This window comes from Rhodococcus sp. MH15, assembly GCF_019266045.1.
Lineage (GTDB): Bacteria > Actinomycetota > Actinomycetes > Mycobacteriales > Mycobacteriaceae > Rhodococcus_F > Rhodococcus_F qingshengii.
In genome coordinates this window covers 1-18,656 of sequence record NZ_LPNP01000046.1, presented here as the reverse complement: position 1 = coordinate 18,656, position 18,656 = coordinate 1, and the positions used below count along the sequence as shown (strand labels likewise).

Genomic DNA, 18,656 nt, shown 5'->3' with positions numbered 1-18,656 from the left:
GTGAGCACGGGCGTACCTTCCCGCCAGCGTTGGCGCGCTGGACTTGATCAGAATCCTGTTCGTGTACAGATCATCATCCGGGAAGGTGCGTCCTCCCGGGATCCACAGGTTTCGATCATTCCTCGCTGATGTAGATGCTGCGGGATCCTTACCGTGTGACCACCACTGATCATCATCCAGCCCAAGGAAGAAGACGGTGTGGTACTCCAACCCCTTGCTACGATGGATGGTCAATAACGAAATGGCGTCATTTCCTTCATAGGCGTCGACTGCTTCACGCCAGGACTCGCTTTCGGTTGCGACAAAGCGCAATCTAGCTGTATGAGGCACGGACGTTAGTTACGCGGTGCCGGCGGTAAGCGGCAGGCGGTCGTCCTCCGCGTGCTGAATGCGGTCGGTGATAATTGTAGTGAACATTCCAGACTTCGACCGCGGTGCGCCTTTGCTGCTCGCTGGTGTATTCGCGGGAGTAGAGCAGTTCTTCGGCGAGGATGCGGTTGTAGCGTTCGACTTTCCCGTTGTGTTTCGGTGTGTAGGGCTTGATGCGGTAGTGCCGAGCTTCGCGGAGTGAAGCGGTGAAATCTGCTGCCCGGTAGCATGATCCGTTGTCGGTGATCACGCGCTCGATCCGGTTGATGCCGTGGGCGGCGAAGAAGACGCGGGCGTTGTTCATGAAATCGATGGCTGTTGCGGCGGTTTCGTTGTCTCGGGCTTCGGTGTACGCCAGGCGGGTGTTCCCGTCGATCGCGGAGTGCAGATAGGTGTAACCGGTGCGGGCCTGCTTGTTCTTCGATTTCCGGCGCCGGGATCGTTTGGCCCGCTCGGACCCGCGACCGTGAGCACGCCAACCACCGCCGTCGGGGATTTTTCCGACTTTCTTGATGTCGACATGCACCATCTGGCCAGGTCGTTTCGCTGCGATGACCTGCGGTTTGCGGTTGTTCTCGCCGTTCGGGTCGATGAATCGGCGCCGGTGCAGGCCTAGGTTTCGCAGGATTTTCGTGACTGTTCGACGCGCAATCACCGTTCCATCCATACGGAGTTCGAACTCGATTCGCGAGGCCGACCATTTCCGGGTCCGGCGCATGGATTCGATCTCGGCCACCACCGCTGCTGCTGTGGCAGTCGGGTGATGGTGTGGCGTGCTGGATCGGTCCTGTATTCCCAGGTCGCCATACTTGCGATACCGGTTGACCCATGTGGAGGCGCATTGACGGGAGATGCCCATCTCGGCGGCGACATGGGCGATCGGACGGCTCTGACACCGCTCGATCAGGCGTCGTCTTCCCTCCACGGTTAGCGGAGCATTACGGTGTGTCACAGGGCTGGTCCTTTTTGGTCGAGAACGGTTGTGTCGCAACTCCCATTCTTACGCCGAGGACCAGCCCGTCTACTTCAATCCCGCGTCAGCAACGTCCATACCCACAACACCTAGTTCCATCAGTTGCCTGACAACGCGCGAGAGGTAGTAGGGGGACAGGCTATTCTCGGGCTCCTCGACCGCCAGAAGCGTCAATGTCGGCAGCGTACCTGCGGAGAGGTCGAAACGGTCTTCGTGACCGCCTTCCGCTACCTTCGATTCGATGTCAAGGGTCGCTGCGGTGAGAGCGAGGTGCAGCATGGAGCGCTGGCCGTCGCTCAGAAATCGGGCGTGACGTTTACGGCCAGTATGCGATGGCCGAAACATCAACTCGGCGTTCCCAACCAGTGCAGCCACGTCACGGTTGATCGGTTCAAAAGTTGGAACTGTGTCGGTCGTATCTTGATGCAGTTGTTGCCAACGCTTCGCCAGCGCTTCCTCCACCGTCGATACGGCCGGCTCAGATTCGAACTTTTCGAGCAAATCGGTCGCCGCATCAGTAACGTGCCCGCGCAGATCATCCGACCAGCGGCTCGCACGCCACAATCGTCCGCGCAAAAAAGTTGTAATCTGTCGAGCTCCGTCCCGCGAGGCCGGGACGTAGACCATTTGGATCCTATTCCGATCAGCTCCACGAAATGGAACCCAGTTATCGCCATAGTCCTCGTCGAAGTTGTAAATCACACGGCGCTCGTCCTCAACGGTCCCCTCGATCAAACCATCGTCGGTCCATGTCGCACGGAGTGCGATGCGGCATTTCAGTTGGCCGTCAACTGTTGCGGCCATGTGACGGAAGAACTCCGGGACGCTGGCGGTCATACTTGAAGGCGTCGCTTTGTCTGCGACGTCGAGTTCGGGAAAGGCGAGGATGACTTCAATCGCCAGCGTTCGTTCCTGTGGGGACTGTTCCTCATCCGCTGGCACATGGAAATCTTCGACTTGAATTTGCCGTTGTTCTTGCGTGACACCGAACAACCGGAGGAGCGCTTGACAGACTGCTGTCTTGCCGGAGCCGTTTGCACCGATCAAGGCAGTTAACTGCGGGTCCAACGAGACTGTGGTGGGCTGCGCCCCAAAGCATTGGAAGTTCGTCAGTGTCACGCTCTCCACGTACATGCAGGTTCCCCTTAGATGTTTACTACTTTGGTAGTCGCCGATGCCGCGCCGTCAGCTTAGGTCAAGCGGTGATGACGCTAGCTCGCCAATCGAGGTCACGTCACCATCTACATGGCAGTTCGGCGTGCACGAACGGGGCTGCCCGAGTCCAGCCGTGTGTGTGACGCCGTACTCAAGCCTCCCGTGGAGCGTCCACGTGGACTTCATCCGGCGGTGGACCGCTCTCCTACCGCGTGGGCACACGCCGTGAGTAGCCCTGCCACTATGAGCGCGACAACGAATGACACGGATGAAGGGATCCATGAAGCGATTCGGTTGAGGCCGTCGTATCCGAATGCCGTTACACCGCTTGCGATTGCCGCAATCGAAGAACCTCTCCAAATCCATTCGCTCGGACTTTCACCCGTGACGAGGTCCGCGAATGAACGGTGAACAAGGTACTGACCGAGGACGACAGTGCCGCTCGCTGCCAAGCAGACGAGTAGGGACTGACCTGCTCCGGGTAGGTGGCGTACGAAATATGTCAGGGTACCGGTGAATCCGAGGAACGCGGCGGCGGAGAAGAGGGCTGCGCTGAGGTAGCAGCCCAGTTCGCTGTCGCGGTACGGCGTGCGATCGATGTCGATCGCAACGAAGATCGCGGTGACGACCCCGACGAACAGCACGCCGGTCAAAACCAGTAGCACGGTCCATCCCAGCCAGTTCCAATGCGACCAGTCCCCGTAGTGATTGACTGCCACTTCTTGCATGAGCGATGCCACTCCATTGTCGGTGTCGTGCGCTGAGTAGTGTTGTGTTGAAATATTTTTCATTGCTTCGAGTTGCCACTGTTGAGGACCTCCGCCGTCGAGCAGCGGCTGCCTTTCAAGCGATGTGGCCGTCTTGGCCTGAGAAGCAACTCCAGCGACTTCGGCTAGTCAGCGACGTTGGTGTCAGTGTGGAGTTCGGCCGCAGCTGGGTCAGTTGCGCTCCAGCGTCTGTGCCATCGGGTCGCTGGAGGCGTGAAGATCGGTCCGTTGCTTTGAGCGGCGAGCACATCTCCCCCCTCTGGTGCAGTTTGGTGTAGCGCGCGGAGAGAGCCGCCAGGCAGCAGTTCAGTTGGACCGGATCAGCGTTGTTGTGCTCGTCGCGGAAGATCGCTTTGTCTTCATCGGCAATGAGTGGGTGGGCTTGGACCATCTGCCACGGTGTGGCCGTGGTGACGGTTCCGCGTGCATCGAATTGCCGGCAGTAGAAGTTGTTGATCAATCCTGCACGTGCACGCCAGATCTCGTTGAGGAGTGCGAGGGCCGCGTCACTGGTGCCGTGTTCGGTGGGTGCAGGAATGTCGTGGGCTTGACCGGTTTTCGGGGTGTGGGCTGTACCCAAGCGCAGGTAGAAGTCGACGTTCTGTTCTACACACCAGCGCTCTATCCGTGCGGCGAGTTGTTCATCGGATGTTGTCGCTGTCAACGCTTCGATTGCGAAGGGAAGGTCGTGTCCGATCGAGGTCAGCGCCGCGCCCAGTGCATCGTCTTTGCGGTAGTCGAAGGAACGGTACGTCGTCCATCGCGTGGCGGTAGCCGTGCTGGTGAGGGTGACGATCGGGGATCTGTCTCCATGGTGGTGGATCGTGACTTCGATGTGTCCTGGCGCCGCTGAGGGCTGAGAGACGAGACGGCGGATCGGGGCGTCAGCGGCTACGAGCGCATGTGACGGGCACAGGTTCGGGTGGATGCTGCGTGCACGTTCTGCGGCGAGGGTTCTGTCCACAGTCGCCGACGACATGCTCAACAACTGTTCTGTAGTTGTCGTTTGCGGGGTGAGGTGGCCGTGGCGGACGAGTGCGCCGACGAGCGTGGGAAGCGCTGGGACGAGCCGCTTTCCGGTCGGCATGTCGAGAAGTTTCCAGCACCAGGTAAGGAGCTCCACCGTCTCCGGGCTGTACTTGAGCCGTGATCGAGGTTGCGGGTCGACGGCTCTGGGGGTGGTGGTCCATTTTAAGACGCGGCGAGCGTGGCTTCGGTGCCATCCAGTGCGAGCGCATAGTTCGTCGAGAAGTACACCTTTGGTTCGCTTGTCCGCGCTGGCGTAGGCAAGGGCGATGTCTTCGACGATGCGCTGGCGGCCCTGCCCGCGTGCGGGTTGTGCGCGCTTGTTCGTTACCGACATTCAGGTCCCCTCCTGTGTTGGATCTGTCCTCCTATCTAGTTGTCGGATACCGAACGTCCCGAATCGACAGTTTCCGAAAGAATTTTTCGTTGCTGTTCGAGGAAGCGTCGCTCGACATCGTTTTCGACCAAGATCAGGGCTTCGTCGAGGGCGCAGAGAGCTTCTTTGATGTTGCCGAGCCTGCGGTGCATGTCGGCTCGGGCTGCGGGCAGGTAGTGGTAGCCGGAAAGTTGGTGATCGGTACCGAGAGGATCCAACGCCGCGAGGCCTGCTTTGGGGCCTAAGGCTTCACCGATGGCGATGGCACGGTTGAGCGCAACGACCGGTGAGGGCCAGATAGCCACCATCTGGTTGTAAAGGTCCACGATCCGGATCCAGTCGGTTTCGTCCCACCTACCGGCTTGGGCGTGCACTGCGGCAATGGCTGCCATCAGCGCGTAGCGGCTCGGGGGACGCTGTTTCATCGCGTGGCGCGCCAGAGTGAGGCCCTCGTGAATCGCTGTGTGGTCCCAGAGTTGGCGATCTTGTTCACTCAGTCGCAGCAGTTGGCCGTCACTGTCGGATCGAGCTTCGCGGCGGGCATCGGTCAGCAGGACCAGTGCAAGCAGCCCTGTCGGCTCGGATTGGTGTGGTAGCAGCTCGTGCAGCAACCGGGCAAGGTGCAGCCCGCGTTCAGCGAGATCTCGTCGTTGCAGTTCCGATCCGGAGGGGGCGGTGTGGCCTGTGGTGAAGACGAGGTGGATCACGTCGACAACCGCGTCCACCCGGCTGGCGAGTTCCTCGGCGGCTGGCTCGCGGTAGGGGATCCCGGCGGTCGCAATCTTCTTCTTGCCGCGGGTGATGCGTGCCGCCATCGTCGATTCCGATACGAGGAAGGCCCTTGCAACGTCCGGGGTGGAGAGCCCGCAGACTAGCCGCAAGGTCAGGGCCACGCGGGTGGAGACGGGCAATGCTGGGTGACAGCAGGCGAAGATCAACCTGAGTCGGTCGTCGGGGATGTCTTGGTCGTCGAGGTTGTATGCATCGCCAACGATGAGCAGGGGAAGCTTGGTGTCGAGCAACTCACGACGCCGGATGAAATCGATGGCCCTTCTTCGCGCCACAGTGGTCAACCACGCCACGGGGCTCTCGGGTACACCATGTTCGGCCCAGTTGGTCAAAGCCGAGGCGTAGGCCTCCTGCGCGCATTCTTCGGCGAGATCGAGATCGAGGGTCGTTCGAGCCGCGGCGGCGAGAACGTATGCCCATCCCGTTCGGTGCGCATCAGCGATTGCAGCGTGAACGCCAATTTGGTGCATCAGCTCGGTCCCCCTGTTGCCATGATCCATCTGTTGCACGCCCGGTCAGATTCCGCGGATCGGTCGTACTTCGATTCCCCCGAAAGGTGCCGGCAGTTCTCGGGCAATGACCAGAGCTGCATCGAGATCGTCCGCTTCGATGACGAAGAAGCCGCCTATCACCTCCTTCGCTTCAGCGAACACACCGTCGATGATGGTGACCCCGTCCCCGTCGCCGCGTCGAAGGCTGGTGGCGGACGAGGAGCTGTGCAGCCTCCGCGATTGGGTGACCACATCGGCATGATCGGCGAGGAATGCCTGATAACGCGCTTCGAGGGCTCCTGGATCTTCTCGTTCGCATCGCTCGATCTGTTCTTCGTCTTCGTGAACCAACAGCAGGTATTCCGGCATGACCGCTCCCCTATTTTCGTATTCAGTTGAGTCAACTCACTCTATATATGTCGAACGACAGGAAGCCGAAATCGACACTCTGGCCGAACTTTTCGCGAACCTTTTTAGTGATGCGACGACGCGGTTTCGGGCAGTACTACAAGGTGTAAGACTATTTCGGATTCCAGTGTGCCGACTCATGTCTCGTTTCAGAGAGTCGGCGCTTTCATCTCGCTCCAATTTTCGGGAGGCGATTGTGAGTTCCCTCGTCAGCAGGGTCGCAAGCAGGCAGGCCGATGAGGTCGATTCGCGCTTTCACTTGGCACCAGGACTACGCCGTCAGATCAACAAGGTATTCCCCACTCATTGGTCCTTCTTGCTCGGCGAGATCGCCCTCTACAGCTTCGTGGTGTTGCTCATCACAGGCGTGTTCCTGACATTGTTCTTCGACCCCTCACAGGCCGAGGTCATCTATCAGGGGGCATACCAACCGCTCAACGGGGTGGTGATGTCGCGTGCATACGAAACCTCACTCGATATTTCCTTCGAAGTGCGCGGAGGATTGTTCGTCCGCCAGGTTCACCACTGGGCCGCACTGATGTTCGCAGCGTCGATGATCGTGCATATGGCGCGCATCTTCTTCACCGGTGCGTTTCGCCGACCCCGTGAAGTCAACTGGGTGATCGGATCCCTGCTCCTCATTCTGGCGATGTTCGAGGGCTTCTTCGGATACTCCCTGCCGGATGATTTGCTCTCCGGTACCGGATTGCGCTCGCCGCTCGGTGGAATCACGATGGCCATACCCGTCGTCGGTACATGGCTGCATTGGGCCATCTTCGGTGGTGAGTTCCCGGGGACGTTGCTGATCCCGCGGCTCTACGTCATGCACGTGCTCATCTTTCCGGGTTTGATCCTTGCTCTTGTCGCAGCGCACCTGGCGATTGTCTGGTACCAGAAGCACACACAATTCCCGGGGACTGCACGCACCGAGAACAATGTCGTCGGCGTCCGAATCCTTCCGGTGTTCGCGGCGAAATCGGGCGCCTTCTTTGCCCTCGTCTTCGGGATACTCGCCGTGATGGGTGGCCTGTTGCAGATCAATCCGATCTGGGTTCTGGGCCCATACAACCCTGCGCAAGTTTCTGCAGGCTCCCAGCCCGACTTCTACATGATGTGGACCGACGGTATAGCGCGCCTGATCCCGGCCTGGGAGATCTATCTGTTCAACCGGTACACCATTCCCTCGGCATTCTGGGTTGCACTCGCAATGGGTGCGGTGTTCGTCCTGATGATTGCGTATCCGTGGATCGAAAAGCGTTTGAGCGGTGAGGACAGCCATCACAATCTTCTGCAACGCCCCCGCGACGTTCCGGTGCGTACGGCAATCGGGGCAATGGCGATTGCCTTCTATGTCGTGCTGACGATTTCCTGTGTCAACGACCTCATCGCGCTGAAATTTCACATATCGCTCAACGCGATGACCTGGGCGGGACGAATCGGTGTGATCGTCTTGCCTGCGATAGCGTATTTCGTGACTTACCGGTTCTGTATCGGGCTGCAGCGCAGCGACCGTGCGGTCCTCGAGCACGGTATCGAGACGGGCATCATCAAACGCTTGCCGTCAGGGGCCTATCTGGAAACGCATCAGCCACTCGGACGCGACGGCGAGGCGTTGGAATATCAGGGAGCGGCAGTTCCCAAGCGGATGAACAAGCTCGGCGCCGCGGGACGACCCTATCCCGGTTCACTTTTGGGTCCGGACCCTGAGGACGAAGTTGAAGCACTGAGCCGCGCGGAGGAAGAGTCCGAGCACGAACTTCTTGCCACTCTCAGTCAACGTCAGATCACCGGATCGGCCGACTAACCGCACGCAAACGACACCGCGGGGCGCTCCTGGAATCAGGGGCGCCCCGCAGTTCGGCATGGTCACGGCTGGCCGTACGTCGAGTCCTTCTTGCCGGTTTTACCGTGCGGTGGAGCGGTCGACCACAGTCCTGTATTCGGTGGTGATTTCACGAAGGCGCGGGGCTGGGGCGGCGGCAGGATCGCCGGCGCGGGAGGCTGTCTTCTTCTCGGACTCGTTCATCGCCCGATTTGCCTCAACGATGCTTGTTGTCGGGATGATGCGCATCGCTTCGTAGGATCGCAGTGCCGAGACAGGGTCGGTTGCGCGTGTGAAGCACTCTGCCAGTGCGCCGGCGTCGATGATCGCCTGGGATGCTCCGTTGGCCCCGATCGGATACATCGGGTGCGCCGCATCGCCGAGCAGCGTCACCCGGCCGGAGCCCCAGTGACTCAACGGATCCCGGTCGACCATCGGGTACACGGAGACCTGCGGAGAGCGGGCTGCCAACTCTGTCAGGTCGAACCAGTCGAAATTCCATTCTGCGAGTGCGTTGACGAGTCCGGTGCGCTCGTCTTCGCTCGGGCTTCGTCTGTCGGAGGGAGTCAAGCAGACCCAGTTGAGCAGGGTCCTCCCCTCTGCGTTCGCTTGTTCGCTGCAGGGGTACGCCACCAGGCGAGTGCCGGTGCCGTCGTTGGCGATGATCATTGTCACGCCGTCGAGAAACGTGTACGGCAGGTCGGCCAATCCTCGCCACATGGTGGTTCCCGCGACGCTGACCGGCGCCTCGTCAGGATGAAGCCAGCGCCTGACGGTCGAGTGCAGCCCGTCTGCTCCGACAAGGACGTCGGTGTCGAGTGTGCGGCTTCGGCCGTCCGAGTTCACGACGGTCAGTTGTATCGCCGTCTCGCCGCTGCCAGAGATGTTGGACAGCCGGGCGTCGGAGTGCACGGCTCCTGGCCCGAGTCGCTCGGTTACCGCGTCGAGGAGCATCATCTGCAGGTGACCCCGGTGCACGGAGTACTGCGGATAGTCGTGGCCCGCTGCGATTCCTCGGGGTTCGGTCCACAGGGTCCGCCCGCGATGGTCGACGTATCGATGAGCCTGTGTGGCAACGCCGATCCTCGCGAGCTGATCGGCCAGGCCCAGTCTGGACAGTTCGGCGATCGCGGTGGGCTGGACGTTGATCCCGACGCCGAGGGGAACGATCTCGGGTGCGGATTCGAACAGCGCAGCCTCGTGGCCTCGCTCGTGCAGGGCCAGAGCGGCGGACAATCCGCCGATCCCGGCCCCGGCGATACTGATCCGGGGGCGTGTCGTGGTCAGGTCTTTGCTGGCCATCGCTGTAGTCCTTTCGGGTGCCGACAAAGAGAAGGCCCAGGCGGAACCGGTGGTTCCCGCCTGGGCTCTGTGGTGGATGTTGGTCTTGATCAGGCCTGTGTCACCGAGGCGACCGAATAGGGGCCTGGTGCCGGGGTGGCAAGCTCTGCGGCCTTCTTCGCGAAGACCTGCGCGTCGGGATTGGTGGCCACGGCCTTGATGTCGTCAGGGCTGCTCCACTGGGCCAGGTTGACGACACGAGAACCGTCCCGGCTGGCGAAGAGATTCACCGAGATGAAGCCGGGCTGGTGCTTGATGACCTTCTCGGTGCCCTCGTTGAGGACATCGATCAAGTCCTGCTGCTTCGCCGGGTCCTTGAGTTCCAGAATGTTGATGAATGTTGCGACCTTGTCGCCTTCACGAATCACTGTCTCAGTCATGCCATTACGGTAATCCGCCGTTCCTGCGTTGGCTAGGGTTCGAGAGAGACGTAGACAGCTTTCCGCGCCGAATACCCGTCCTCGCGAGCATCATTGGTGATTCATCAGACACGCTGGCGCGTAATCACTTGATTCGTCACAATTTTCGCGAGCACAGATCTGATGCAACGCTTGCGCGCATCTTCAGTGAGGCGTCATATCGTTGCAGATCTCGGAGCCATACTGTCATCGTTAGGGCGTCAGTTACCACCGAGTCAACGGCGCACCCGTTCGGATCGTGCGCACGGCGAATCGAAATCGTTGCCACTCAGTAATTTTCCGAGTTTCAGGCATGTGCACATTCCGAGAGGTCATGCGATGTACGAAGTTTTCGGCCCCGAGCAAGAAGCGGCACGTTCAAGGAATCGGAGCGCGGTCGCTCGTTATATGCAGACACGGGGCCTCGATCGGTTGAGAAGACACGAACTGTTCACACAGGACGGCGAGGGCGGCCTGTGGACTACCGAGACCGGCGAACCGATCATGATCAAGGGAAGAGATCGACTCGCTGAACATGCCGTGTGGTCGCTCGAGTGCTTCCCGGACTGGTCATGGTTCAACATCGAGATCTTCGATACACAGGATCCCGATCGTTTCTGGGTCGAGTGCGACGGCGCCGGAATCATCCGATTCACCGGCTATCCCGAAGGTCGTTACGAGAATCATTTCATTCATTTCTTCCGCTTCGTGGACGGGAAGATCAGCCAGCAGCGCGAATTCATGAATCCCTGCCAGCAGTTCCGTGCGCTGGGCATAGCGGTACCGAACGTGATCCGCGAGGGAATTCCGACCTGACAATGACCGGCCCCAGCAATCCGACCTAGCGGAGTGATTCGTGATCCCCTCAGCACTGACGTCGACGGTGAATTCTCACCAACCGCCGTGGCAAGACCATCCCCAACTCGACCTCGTGCGCAACGTGCTCGAGACGACCACTGTCATTGCAAGTCCGGTCGAAACCGACCAACTCGCTCGACGCCTGCGTGCCGTCGAGGCCGGCCACGCGAGCGTTCTCCAGATGGGCGATTGTGCGGAAGACCCCGCGCACTGCACACCCGCCCACGTCCACCGCAAGCTTGATCAACTCACTGCAAGCGCCGGCGCAGTGGCAACACCTACCGGCCTTCCTGTTGTTCAGGTCGGTCGTATCGCAGGACAGTTCGCCAAACCTCGCTCCAAGGCAACCGAAACCGTCGGTGATCGCGAAGTGGTCACCTACCGGGGTCACATGGTGAACCTGCCCGACAGCGACGAGGTCAGCCGGACGCCGGATCCGCTCCGGATCCTGATGGGGTACCTGACGTCGAAGCAAGTCGCCGCCACCATCGCCGGCTTCAACCGCGGGCGGGCCTTGGAGGATCGAGTATGGACGAGCCACGAGGCGCTGCTACTCGATTACGAACACCCCATGATGCGCTCGGGAAGCGATGAACGCACGTATCTCACCTCCACGCACTGGCCGTGGATCGATGAACGTACGCGCAACGTCGACGGTCCCCACGTCGCCACGCTGGCGCACATCGCCAACCCCTCTGCCTGCAAAGTCGGCCCGACAGCTACCGAAGGCGATCTCGTAGCGCTGTGTTCTCGGCTCGACCCCTATCGAGAACCCGGCAAGCTCGCCTTGATCACACGGATGGGCGCTCAACACATCCGTACTCGACTGCCGGCGTTGATGAGTGCAGTTCGCGCGGCCGGGCACCGTGTGCTGTGGATCTGCGATCCGATGCACGGCAACACACTCAGTGCAGGGGATGGCACCAAGACCCGAGTCGTCGACGACGTCATCGACGAGATGACGGGCTTCGTCGGTGTTGCCGATCAGACCGGAACGCGGGTGCACGGGCTACATCTCGAGACCACCCACCTGGCCGATGTCAGCGAATGCGTCTGGTCGAGTGCAGATCTCGCCTCTGCTCGGCCGAGTAGTCCACTGTGCGATCCGCGGCTGAACCCGGAGCAGACTGCTGCCGTGGTGCACGCCTGGGGCGAGATGCTCGCACGACATTACCGAGCAGTGGAGACGCCGTCATGAGTGGTGATCTCACTGTCGAGCCGTACCTGCTGCCCAGTCCAGGTGAGATGCCGGATGCATTGGTGGACTGGGATATCCGGCCGCAGCAGGCGACGTTACTCATCCACGACATGCAACGTTATTTTCTGTCTCCATTCCCGGAACGATGCGTTCGGAGATCGTGGGCAATGTGCGCGATCTGCATTCCTGGGCGCAGCGGGCAGGGGCGGCCACGGCTTACACCGCGCAGCCGGGCAGGATGAGCGTCACCGATCGCGGACTGTTGCGCGATTTTTGGGGCCCGGGGATGCAGACCACCGATGCGGACCGAGCACTTGTCCCGGAACTCGAACTCGGCGACGACGCGTGGCCCTTCGTCAAGTGGCGTTACAGCGCTTTCCACCGATCCGACCTGCTCACCCGCATGCGTGAGGACGGACGCACTCAACTTGTCCTGTGTGGTGTGTACGCCCATGTCGGTATCCTTGCCACTGCCCTCGATGCGTACACCCACGACATCGAGGTGTTCCTCGTCGGTGACGCGGTCGCCGACTTCACGGCCGCAGATCACCGCCAGACACTCGAATACACCGCACGCTGCTGTGCACGGGTAGTCGCCACGAAGTGGGTGACCGAGCGATGAGCCTTCCGACCTCGACCGACCTTCTGACCGAAATCCTGGCCGGCAACCGCTCGGTGTACGCCCTCATCTGCCGCACCGACCCTGCCACTGGTGCTCGCACCGTCACCGCGTTGTCCGGGCAGCTACGGCAGCACGAGCTGATCGAGGAAATATCCACGACCGCTGACGTATTCGTCCTTCTTCCCTATCGTCAAATACGCGAACGTGGCTATCCGGCCCACGACGACGGTGCACCGCTGCTCGCGATTTCCATCGACGAGCAGCAGGACTACCCGCTGAGCGGCGTGCTCGACAAACTCCCGCGCCGCTCCTTCGCCCTCACCGGCGGGCACTTCGACAGCTCCGACGCCGACTACGCACGGAAAGTCGCCGCGATCGTGTCCGAGGAGATCGGCAACGGACGCGGTGCGAACTTCGTGATCAAGCGCGAATTCTCCGCCGAGTGCACCCCCTACAACCCGGCAGTCCCTCTGTCCGCGTTCGGGGAACTCCTCGACAACGAACGCGGCGCCTACTGGACCTTTCTCGTACACACAGAGGACCTGATACTCGTCGGCGCATCACCTGAACAACACGTTGTACTCGACAACGGCACAGCCGTGATGAACCCGATCAGCGGAACCTACCGCTATCCACCCGGCGGGCCGACCCTGGACGGAGTCCAACAGTTCCTCGACGACCGCAAAGAAACCGACGAGCTGTACATGGTGGTCGACGAAGAGCTGAAGATGATGTGCCGCATCTGTGAGCCCGGCACGACTCGAGTCCACGGACCGGCCCTCAAGGAGATGGCGTGGGTCGCTCATACTGAGTACTTCATCGAGGGGCAGACCCACCGTGACCCGCGAGAAGTATTGCGGGAAACGATGTTTGCGCCCACCGTGACCGGAAGCCCGGTAGAAAGCGCGACGGAGGTCATCGCCCGTTACGAAACGACCGGTCGCGGTTACTACAGCGGTGTGGCGGCATTGATCACCCGATCCGGTGGCGGGGCACCCACTCTCGATTCGGCGATCCTGATTCGTACAGCGGCGATCGAGCCGCACAGTGGGCGTGTACGGGTGGCGGTGGGGGCCACGTTGGTTCGGCATTCCGATCCTGCGGCCGAAGTCTACGAGACCCACGCCAAGGCGCAGTCGGTTCTCGCGGCATTCGGGCACAGCAAACCCCATGCCAGCTGGAATCGCCACCCGATGATCACCACCGCCTTGGCGCATCGCAATAACCAGATCGCAGGATTCTGGTCGCCGAACTACTCCCACGACGTCCGCTCCCGGGTACTGGACGGACGTAAGGCGCTCGTCGTGGATGCCGAAGACACGTTCACCGCGATGCTCGACCACCAGCTGCGCTCCCTCGGTTTGACGGTCACCGTGCGCCGATTCGACGACATGTACACCACCAGTGACCACGATCTGGTAATCGTCGGGCCGGGGCCCGGTGATCCCACAAATGTCGATGACGAGAAGATCGTGCACCTCCGAACACAGATCGACGACCTGCTCTCGACACAGCGTCCGTTCCTCGCGATTTGCTTGAGCCATCAGATCCTGGCCTCGCGTCTCGGTCTCCCTCTCGCCCGCAGAGCTGAGCCGAACCAGGGTAAACAGGCGCGCGTCGAGATCTTCGGACAGAGCGAGAACGTCGGCTTCTACAACACCTTCGAAGCACGCACTGCTTCCGGTCGGATCAATGTCGCGGGCGTCGGCCCGGTCACTGTTTCCGCGGACACCGCCACCGGAGCGGTCCACGCCCTCGAAGGGCCTCACTTCGCGTCCGTTCAGTTCCACCCCGAGTCGATCCTGACCGTGAACGGGCCGCGCATCCTCGCTCTCATGTCCGAAAGGCTGCTCTCGACGTGAAACTCGAATACATCGTGTGGGACCTCCAGGCAGACGACGACCCGTCAGTGACCCACCTCAATGAACTGACCGACACCGCAGCTGTCGAGGCGTGGCGCTCGGTGCCCGGTCTGGCTGCCAAATACTGGATCCACGATCGAGGAGCGCGGCGGTGGGGAGCGATACTGCTCTGGGATGACGATCGCCCGGCGGGCAAGCTCCCGGCTGGGCCGGCCGTCGAACTCCTCGAACGAGAACGTGCTCACCGCAAGGACTTCGAGGTCCACGCCTCCATCGAGCATCGACCCAAGAGTTCTCGGCGCACTCTCCGATACTGCGTCGTCGACGCGTTCGCCAGTACGCCTCTCAGCGGTAATCCGGTCGCGGTGTTCTTCGGCGCAGACTCGCTCGCGACGGAGACGATGCAGCGAATCGCCGCAGAGTTGAATCTGTCCGAGGTCACCTTCGTCTTGCCGGCCGACTCGGCAGAATCGACTGCGCGGATTCGAATTTTCACCCCCGTCAACGAACTCCCCTTCGCCGGGCACCCCATCCTCGGTACCGCTGCCGCTGTTGCCGCTCAGACAGGTGCGAAGGAGCTCGCGTTCGAAACCGCGGTGGGTCTGGTCCCGATGACAGCTGAGCCCGTCGACGACTACTTCCGCGTCACGATGGAGCAACCACTCCCGACGTGGTCGCCAATGCCTGACACCGAACAGAGATCACTGTTGGCAGCCTTGGGGCTCGACGCAAGCGCACTTCCGATCGAGACCTACGACAACGGCCCACGCCACACGATCGTCACCGTCGAGAGCATCGAGGCGCTCTCTGCTCTGCGCCCGGACCACCGTGCGTTGTCCGAGTTCGAGAACATGGCGATCAACTGCATCGCCGAAGACCTCGACGGGGTCTGGCGAAACCGGATGTTCTCTCCCGCCTACGGGGTGGTCGAAGATGCCGCCACCGGATCAGCCGCCGGCCCGATCGCCATCCACCTCGCGCGTCACGGACGGATCGAATACGGCCATGACCTCCGCATCCACCAAGGTGTCGAACTCGGACGACATTCCGTGATGCACGCCTGCGCCGACATCGATCCTCACACCGGCAAGCTCGCCTCCGCACTGGTCGGAGGCGACGCGATCACCATCGCGCACGCAACCCTGTACCTCGGATCCGATCGAGGCACCGACCATGAGTAGCCAATACGAAACCATCACCGGAACCGCTCGCCCATTCCTGGAATATTCCGATCCACCACCCACGCCGCTGGACCTGTTCCAGATATGGATCGAGCAAGCTGAGATCGCCGGGGTCCGTGAGCCACTCGCGCTGTCCTTGGCCACGACAGACAGCGTCGGCCGCTGTTCTCAACGCACCGTCGCCGTCACCGACATTTCCGCTAGCGGATTGTCCTTCTCGACGCATACGACAAGCAGGAAAGCACGCGATCTGCATACGAACTCGTGGGCAAGTGGCCTGTTCTACTGGCGCGAACTCGCCCGTCAACTGATCATCTCCGGTCCCGTACTCAAACTCAGCGCCGCGATCGCCGACAAAGTGTGGGACGAGCGCGCCGAACCCCTCAAACCCATGTCGACGGCCTCGCATCAGAGTCTGCATCTCGGCGACCCCGAAGTGCTGCTCGCACGCAGTGAGAGTCTCGGCCAACACACCGATATCGCCCGCCCTCACCGATTCGCCGTCTACCAACTCCAACCGCATCGCGTGGAGTTCTGGGCAGCAGACCACTCGCGCCTACACCGCCGATTGCTCTACGAACGCGGCCCACGTGGGTGGACCGTCGATCGACTTCAGCCCTGAAACACTCGTCCTACACAAAGGATTGACATGGAACCCGACACGTCACTGGACGCGATCGTCATCGGCGCCGGATTCGCCGGCATCTACGCCCTGCACAAACTTCGCAACGAACTCGGACTCGCAGTGCGATGCTTCGACAAAGCCGACGGTGTCGGCGGCACATGGCATTGGAATCGGTATCCCGGCGCGAAGTCGGACAGCGAAGGGTTCGTCTACCGGTATTCCTTCGACAAGGAGATGCTTCAGCAATGGTCGTGGACTAACCGCTATCTCGAACAAGCAGAAGTCCTCGAGTATCTCAATGCCGTGGTCGATCGCCACGACCTACGCCGCGACATCCAGCTCGAGACTGCTGTCACCTCCGCACGGTGGGACGATTCCCTGGCACGGTGGGAAGTACGCACCGACTCCTCCAAGGTTTATCGGAGCAAGTACCTGATCACCGCCCTCGGGGTGCTCTCCGAACCCAACACACCGGAAATACCTGGTATCGAACAGTTCTCGGGACAGGTAGTGCACACCAGTCGTTGGCCGGAGGGGCTTGACGTCGCCGGCCGCAAAGTCGGCGTGATCGGCACCGGTTCGACAGGCACCCAATTCATCTGCACCGCCGCGGAAACCGCCCAGCAGTTGACGGTGTTCCAGCGCACCGCGCAGTACAGCATCCCCTCCGGCAACGGCCCGATCGATCAGGAATACCTCGACCGGTGCCGCAGCAACTACGACGCCATCTGGGACCAAGTCCGCAATTCGATCGTCGGATGCGGATTCGAAGAGAGCACGGTCTCGGCGACGTCGGTGTCGGAAGCGGAACGAACCCGTGTGTTCGAGGAAAGCTGGCAACGCGGAAATGCCTTCCACTTCATGTTCGGGACCTTCAACGACATCATCTTCGATCCCGCGGCGAACCTGGCCGCAGCCGATTTCGTTCGGGACAAGATCGCCGCGATCGTGGACGATCCCGATACAGCCCGAAAGCTCATGCCCTCAGGGTATTACGCCACTCGTCCCATCGCGAACAAGGGATACTACGAAACTTTCAACCGGCCGAACGTCTCCCTGGTCAGCATCAAAGACAACCCGATCACCAGGCTGACCGAGAACGCAGTAGTCACCGCGGACGGAACCGAACACGAGATCGATCTACTCGTACTCGCCACCGGCTTCGACGCCGGATACAAGAAGATGCACCTCACGGGACGCGACGGAACACCGATCAGTGAACTCTGGAACGAGACCACCGCGGCCTACCTGGGTATCGCCACGCACCAATTCCCGAACATGTTCATGGTTTACGGCCCCAACAGCGTCTTCACGAACCTGCCGCCAGGAATCGAAACACAGGTCGAATGGATCACCGAACTGATCCGCCAGGCCGAAACACAAGGCTCGGCCACTGTCGAGGCCGACGAGACCGCCGTACGTACATGGGCGCAACTCTGCGACGACATCGCCAACGCATCACTGTTCCCGAAAGCCCATTCCTGGATCTTCGGCGCCAACATTCCAGGAAAAACCAGCCGGGCCCTGTTCTATTTCGCCGGTCTGGGCAACTACCGGCGCGTTCTCGCGGACGAGGCCGATGCCGACTACCCGAACTTCACCTTCCGCAGCGATGACCACACGTCCCTGGAGCGAGAGCATGCCTCAATTCCGCAGTGACCGCCGCACACCCGCCGACTACGGACTTCTCGTCGCAGCCGCAACCCTCTACAACGACAGCTCCGTAGGCCTGGTCCAACAACAACTTTCAAAGCACGGAATCCGAAGCACCATCTCCGGCCCCGAACTGTCCGGCCCCGGAATCGCCCGCAAAGTCCTCGTCTTCCCCGAAGACCACCACCGCGCCTTCCGCGTGCTCTGCAACGAGAACGAAGACCTGTAAACGACCGACTGACGATCCACTCACATGCTCACGTCATGCGCCACCACGTTGACGGCGCTGGATGAACTGGAGCCGGCAAGTCGTGTTTATGACAGCTTGATTCGAGACCACTGTGACGGCTTGATCCAGACCCATCTGCGACTCGCCGCAGTGGTGGTGACGGTTTGAGCGGAGTACGCCTCGGTGACCGCCGCGGCGGAGGCGATCGCCAAGCAGGTCGGCGTCGGGCAGGAGACGGTGCGGCGCTGGGCTCTGCAAGCTCAGGTCGACACGGGTTCCCGCTCGGGCACCACCTCGAAGGAATCGAAGGAATCGGCGGAGATCAAAAAGCTCAAGGCCGAGAACAAGCAGCTGCGTGAGGACGTCGCCATCCTCAAAGCTGCGACAACTTATGTGGGTGATCGATGTCAAGTGCCCGTGTCGTCGAGTCGCTGGATAAGTCCGTCGAAGACCTTCTGCCGCCCGATCTGGCCCTTGTCTGCGGCGTCGTCTCGCTGACGGGTGAGGGTGGGG

18 protein-coding genes and 1 pseudogene are annotated in these 18,656 nt (G+C 61.0%); 10 read left to right on the top strand and 9 right to left on the bottom strand.

Annotated features, from left to right (window positions below):
* The 7 genes from ATN37_RS01280 to ATN37_RS01250 all read right to left on the bottom strand — a co-directional run.
* A partial coding sequence (locus ATN37_RS01280) for a 3'-5' exonuclease (protein ID WP_218694643.1) occupies positions 1 to 312 on the bottom strand: 312 nt, incomplete at its 3' end.
* Position 313: 1 nt separating this feature from the next.
* A complete protein-coding gene (locus ATN37_RS01275) occupies positions 314 to 1,321 on the bottom strand; it encodes an IS481 family transposase (RefSeq protein ID WP_030537987.1) in 1,008 nt (335 codons plus the stop codon).
* 69 nt (positions 1,322 to 1,390) lie between these two features.
* Complete coding sequence (locus ATN37_RS01270; protein ID WP_021334692.1) at positions 1,391 to 2,476, bottom strand: ATP-dependent endonuclease; 1,086 nt, start codon at positions 2,474 to 2,476, stop codon at positions 1,391 to 1,393.
* A gap of 203 nt (positions 2,477 to 2,679) precedes the next feature.
* Positions 2,680 to 3,225: a hypothetical protein gene (locus tag ATN37_RS01265; protein WP_030537985.1), complete on the bottom strand. Its 546-nt coding sequence runs from the start codon at positions 3,223 to 3,225 to the stop codon at positions 2,680 to 2,682.
* 115 nt (positions 3,226 to 3,340) lie between these two features.
* Positions 3,341 to 4,627 (bottom strand): hypothetical protein, encoded by a 1,287-nt coding sequence (locus tag ATN37_RS01260; protein ID WP_031332332.1) that lies wholly within the window; start codon positions 4,625 to 4,627, stop codon positions 3,341 to 3,343.
* A 35-nt stretch (positions 4,628 to 4,662) separates the two neighbouring features.
* Positions 4,663 to 5,925, bottom strand: coding sequence for an RNA polymerase sigma factor (locus tag ATN37_RS01255; RefSeq protein ID WP_051253235.1), 1,263 nt, complete (start codon positions 5,923 to 5,925; stop codon positions 4,663 to 4,665).
* A 45-nt stretch (positions 5,926 to 5,970) separates the two neighbouring features.
* Positions 5,971 to 6,315 carry a YciI family protein gene (locus ATN37_RS01250; RefSeq protein WP_021334696.1) on the bottom strand — a complete coding sequence of 115 codons (345 nt, stop codon included), beginning with the start codon at positions 6,313 to 6,315 and terminating at the stop codon, positions 5,971 to 5,973.
* Positions 6,316 to 6,493: 178 nt separating this feature from the next.
* Between ATN37_RS01250 and ATN37_RS01245 the strand changes: the two genes are divergently transcribed.
* Positions 6,494 to 8,158: a cytochrome bc complex cytochrome b subunit gene (locus ATN37_RS01245; RefSeq protein WP_080712837.1), complete on the top strand. Its 1,665-nt coding sequence runs from the start codon at positions 6,494 to 6,496 to the stop codon at positions 8,156 to 8,158.
* Positions 8,159 to 8,257: 99 nt separating this feature from the next.
* Here ATN37_RS01245 and ATN37_RS01240 read toward each other — a convergent pair whose 3' ends face one another.
* Together ATN37_RS01240 and ATN37_RS01235 are read right to left on the bottom strand one after the other, a co-directional pair.
* Complete coding sequence (locus ATN37_RS01240; protein ID WP_021334644.1) at positions 8,258 to 9,478, bottom strand: FAD-dependent monooxygenase; 1,221 nt, start codon at positions 9,476 to 9,478, stop codon at positions 8,258 to 8,260.
* A gap of 89 nt (positions 9,479 to 9,567) precedes the next feature.
* A complete protein-coding gene (locus ATN37_RS01235) occupies positions 9,568 to 9,897 on the bottom strand; it encodes an antibiotic biosynthesis monooxygenase (protein ID WP_021334645.1) in 330 nt (109 codons plus the stop codon).
* A gap of 357 nt (positions 9,898 to 10,254) precedes the next feature.
* Here ATN37_RS01235 and ATN37_RS01230 point away from each other — a divergent pair, with 357 nt between their 5' ends.
* The 9 genes and pseudogenes from ATN37_RS01230 (at position 10,255) to ATN37_RS33080 (ending at position 18,641) form a co-directional block, all read left to right on the top strand.
* On the top strand, positions 10,255 to 10,731 hold the full coding sequence (locus ATN37_RS01230; protein WP_030537981.1) for a PhzA/PhzB family protein: 477 nt from the start codon (positions 10,255 to 10,257) through the stop codon (positions 10,729 to 10,731).
* A gap of 40 nt (positions 10,732 to 10,771) precedes the next feature.
* Positions 10,772 to 11,971, top strand: coding sequence for a 3-deoxy-7-phosphoheptulonate synthase (locus ATN37_RS01225; RefSeq protein WP_021334647.1), 1,200 nt, complete (start codon positions 10,772 to 10,774; stop codon positions 11,969 to 11,971).
* Positions 11,968 to 12,593 (top strand): annotated as a pseudogene (locus tag ATN37_RS01220) (isochorismatase family protein). The gene ATN37_RS01225 and the pseudogene ATN37_RS01220 overlap by 4 nt, the downstream one beginning before the upstream one ends.
* Positions 12,590 to 14,455, top strand: a complete 1,866-nt coding sequence (locus tag ATN37_RS01215) for an anthranilate synthase family protein (protein WP_021334648.1) — start codon at positions 12,590 to 12,592, stop codon at positions 14,453 to 14,455. Before ATN37_RS01220 ends, ATN37_RS01215 begins: the two are co-directional and overlap by 4 nt.
* Positions 14,452 to 15,636: a PhzF family phenazine biosynthesis protein gene (locus ATN37_RS01210; RefSeq protein WP_021334649.1), complete on the top strand. Its 1,185-nt coding sequence runs from the start codon at positions 14,452 to 14,454 to the stop codon at positions 15,634 to 15,636. The genes ATN37_RS01215 and ATN37_RS01210 overlap by 4 nt, the downstream gene beginning before the upstream one ends.
* The gene (locus tag ATN37_RS01205; RefSeq protein WP_021334650.1) at positions 15,629 to 16,258 is read left to right on the top strand and encodes a pyridoxal 5'-phosphate synthase; all 630 of its coding nucleotides are present in this window, start codon (positions 15,629 to 15,631) and stop codon (positions 16,256 to 16,258) included. The genes ATN37_RS01210 and ATN37_RS01205 overlap by 8 nt, the downstream gene beginning before the upstream one ends.
* Positions 16,259 to 16,285: 27 nt before the next feature.
* Complete coding sequence (locus ATN37_RS01200; RefSeq protein ID WP_011331502.1) at positions 16,286 to 17,920, top strand: NAD(P)/FAD-dependent oxidoreductase; 1,635 nt, start codon at positions 16,286 to 16,288, stop codon at positions 17,918 to 17,920.
* Entirely contained in the window at positions 17,901 to 18,143 is a 243-nt protein-coding gene (locus tag ATN37_RS01195; protein ID WP_011331503.1) for a hypothetical protein, read from the top strand. Before ATN37_RS01200 ends, ATN37_RS01195 begins: the two co-directional genes overlap by 20 nt.
* Positions 18,144 to 18,326: 183 nt before the next feature.
* Positions 18,327 to 18,641, top strand: a complete 315-nt coding sequence (locus ATN37_RS33080; protein WP_011331504.1) for a transposase — start codon at positions 18,327 to 18,329, stop codon at positions 18,639 to 18,641.
* Positions 18,642 to 18,656: the final 15 nt, after the last annotated feature.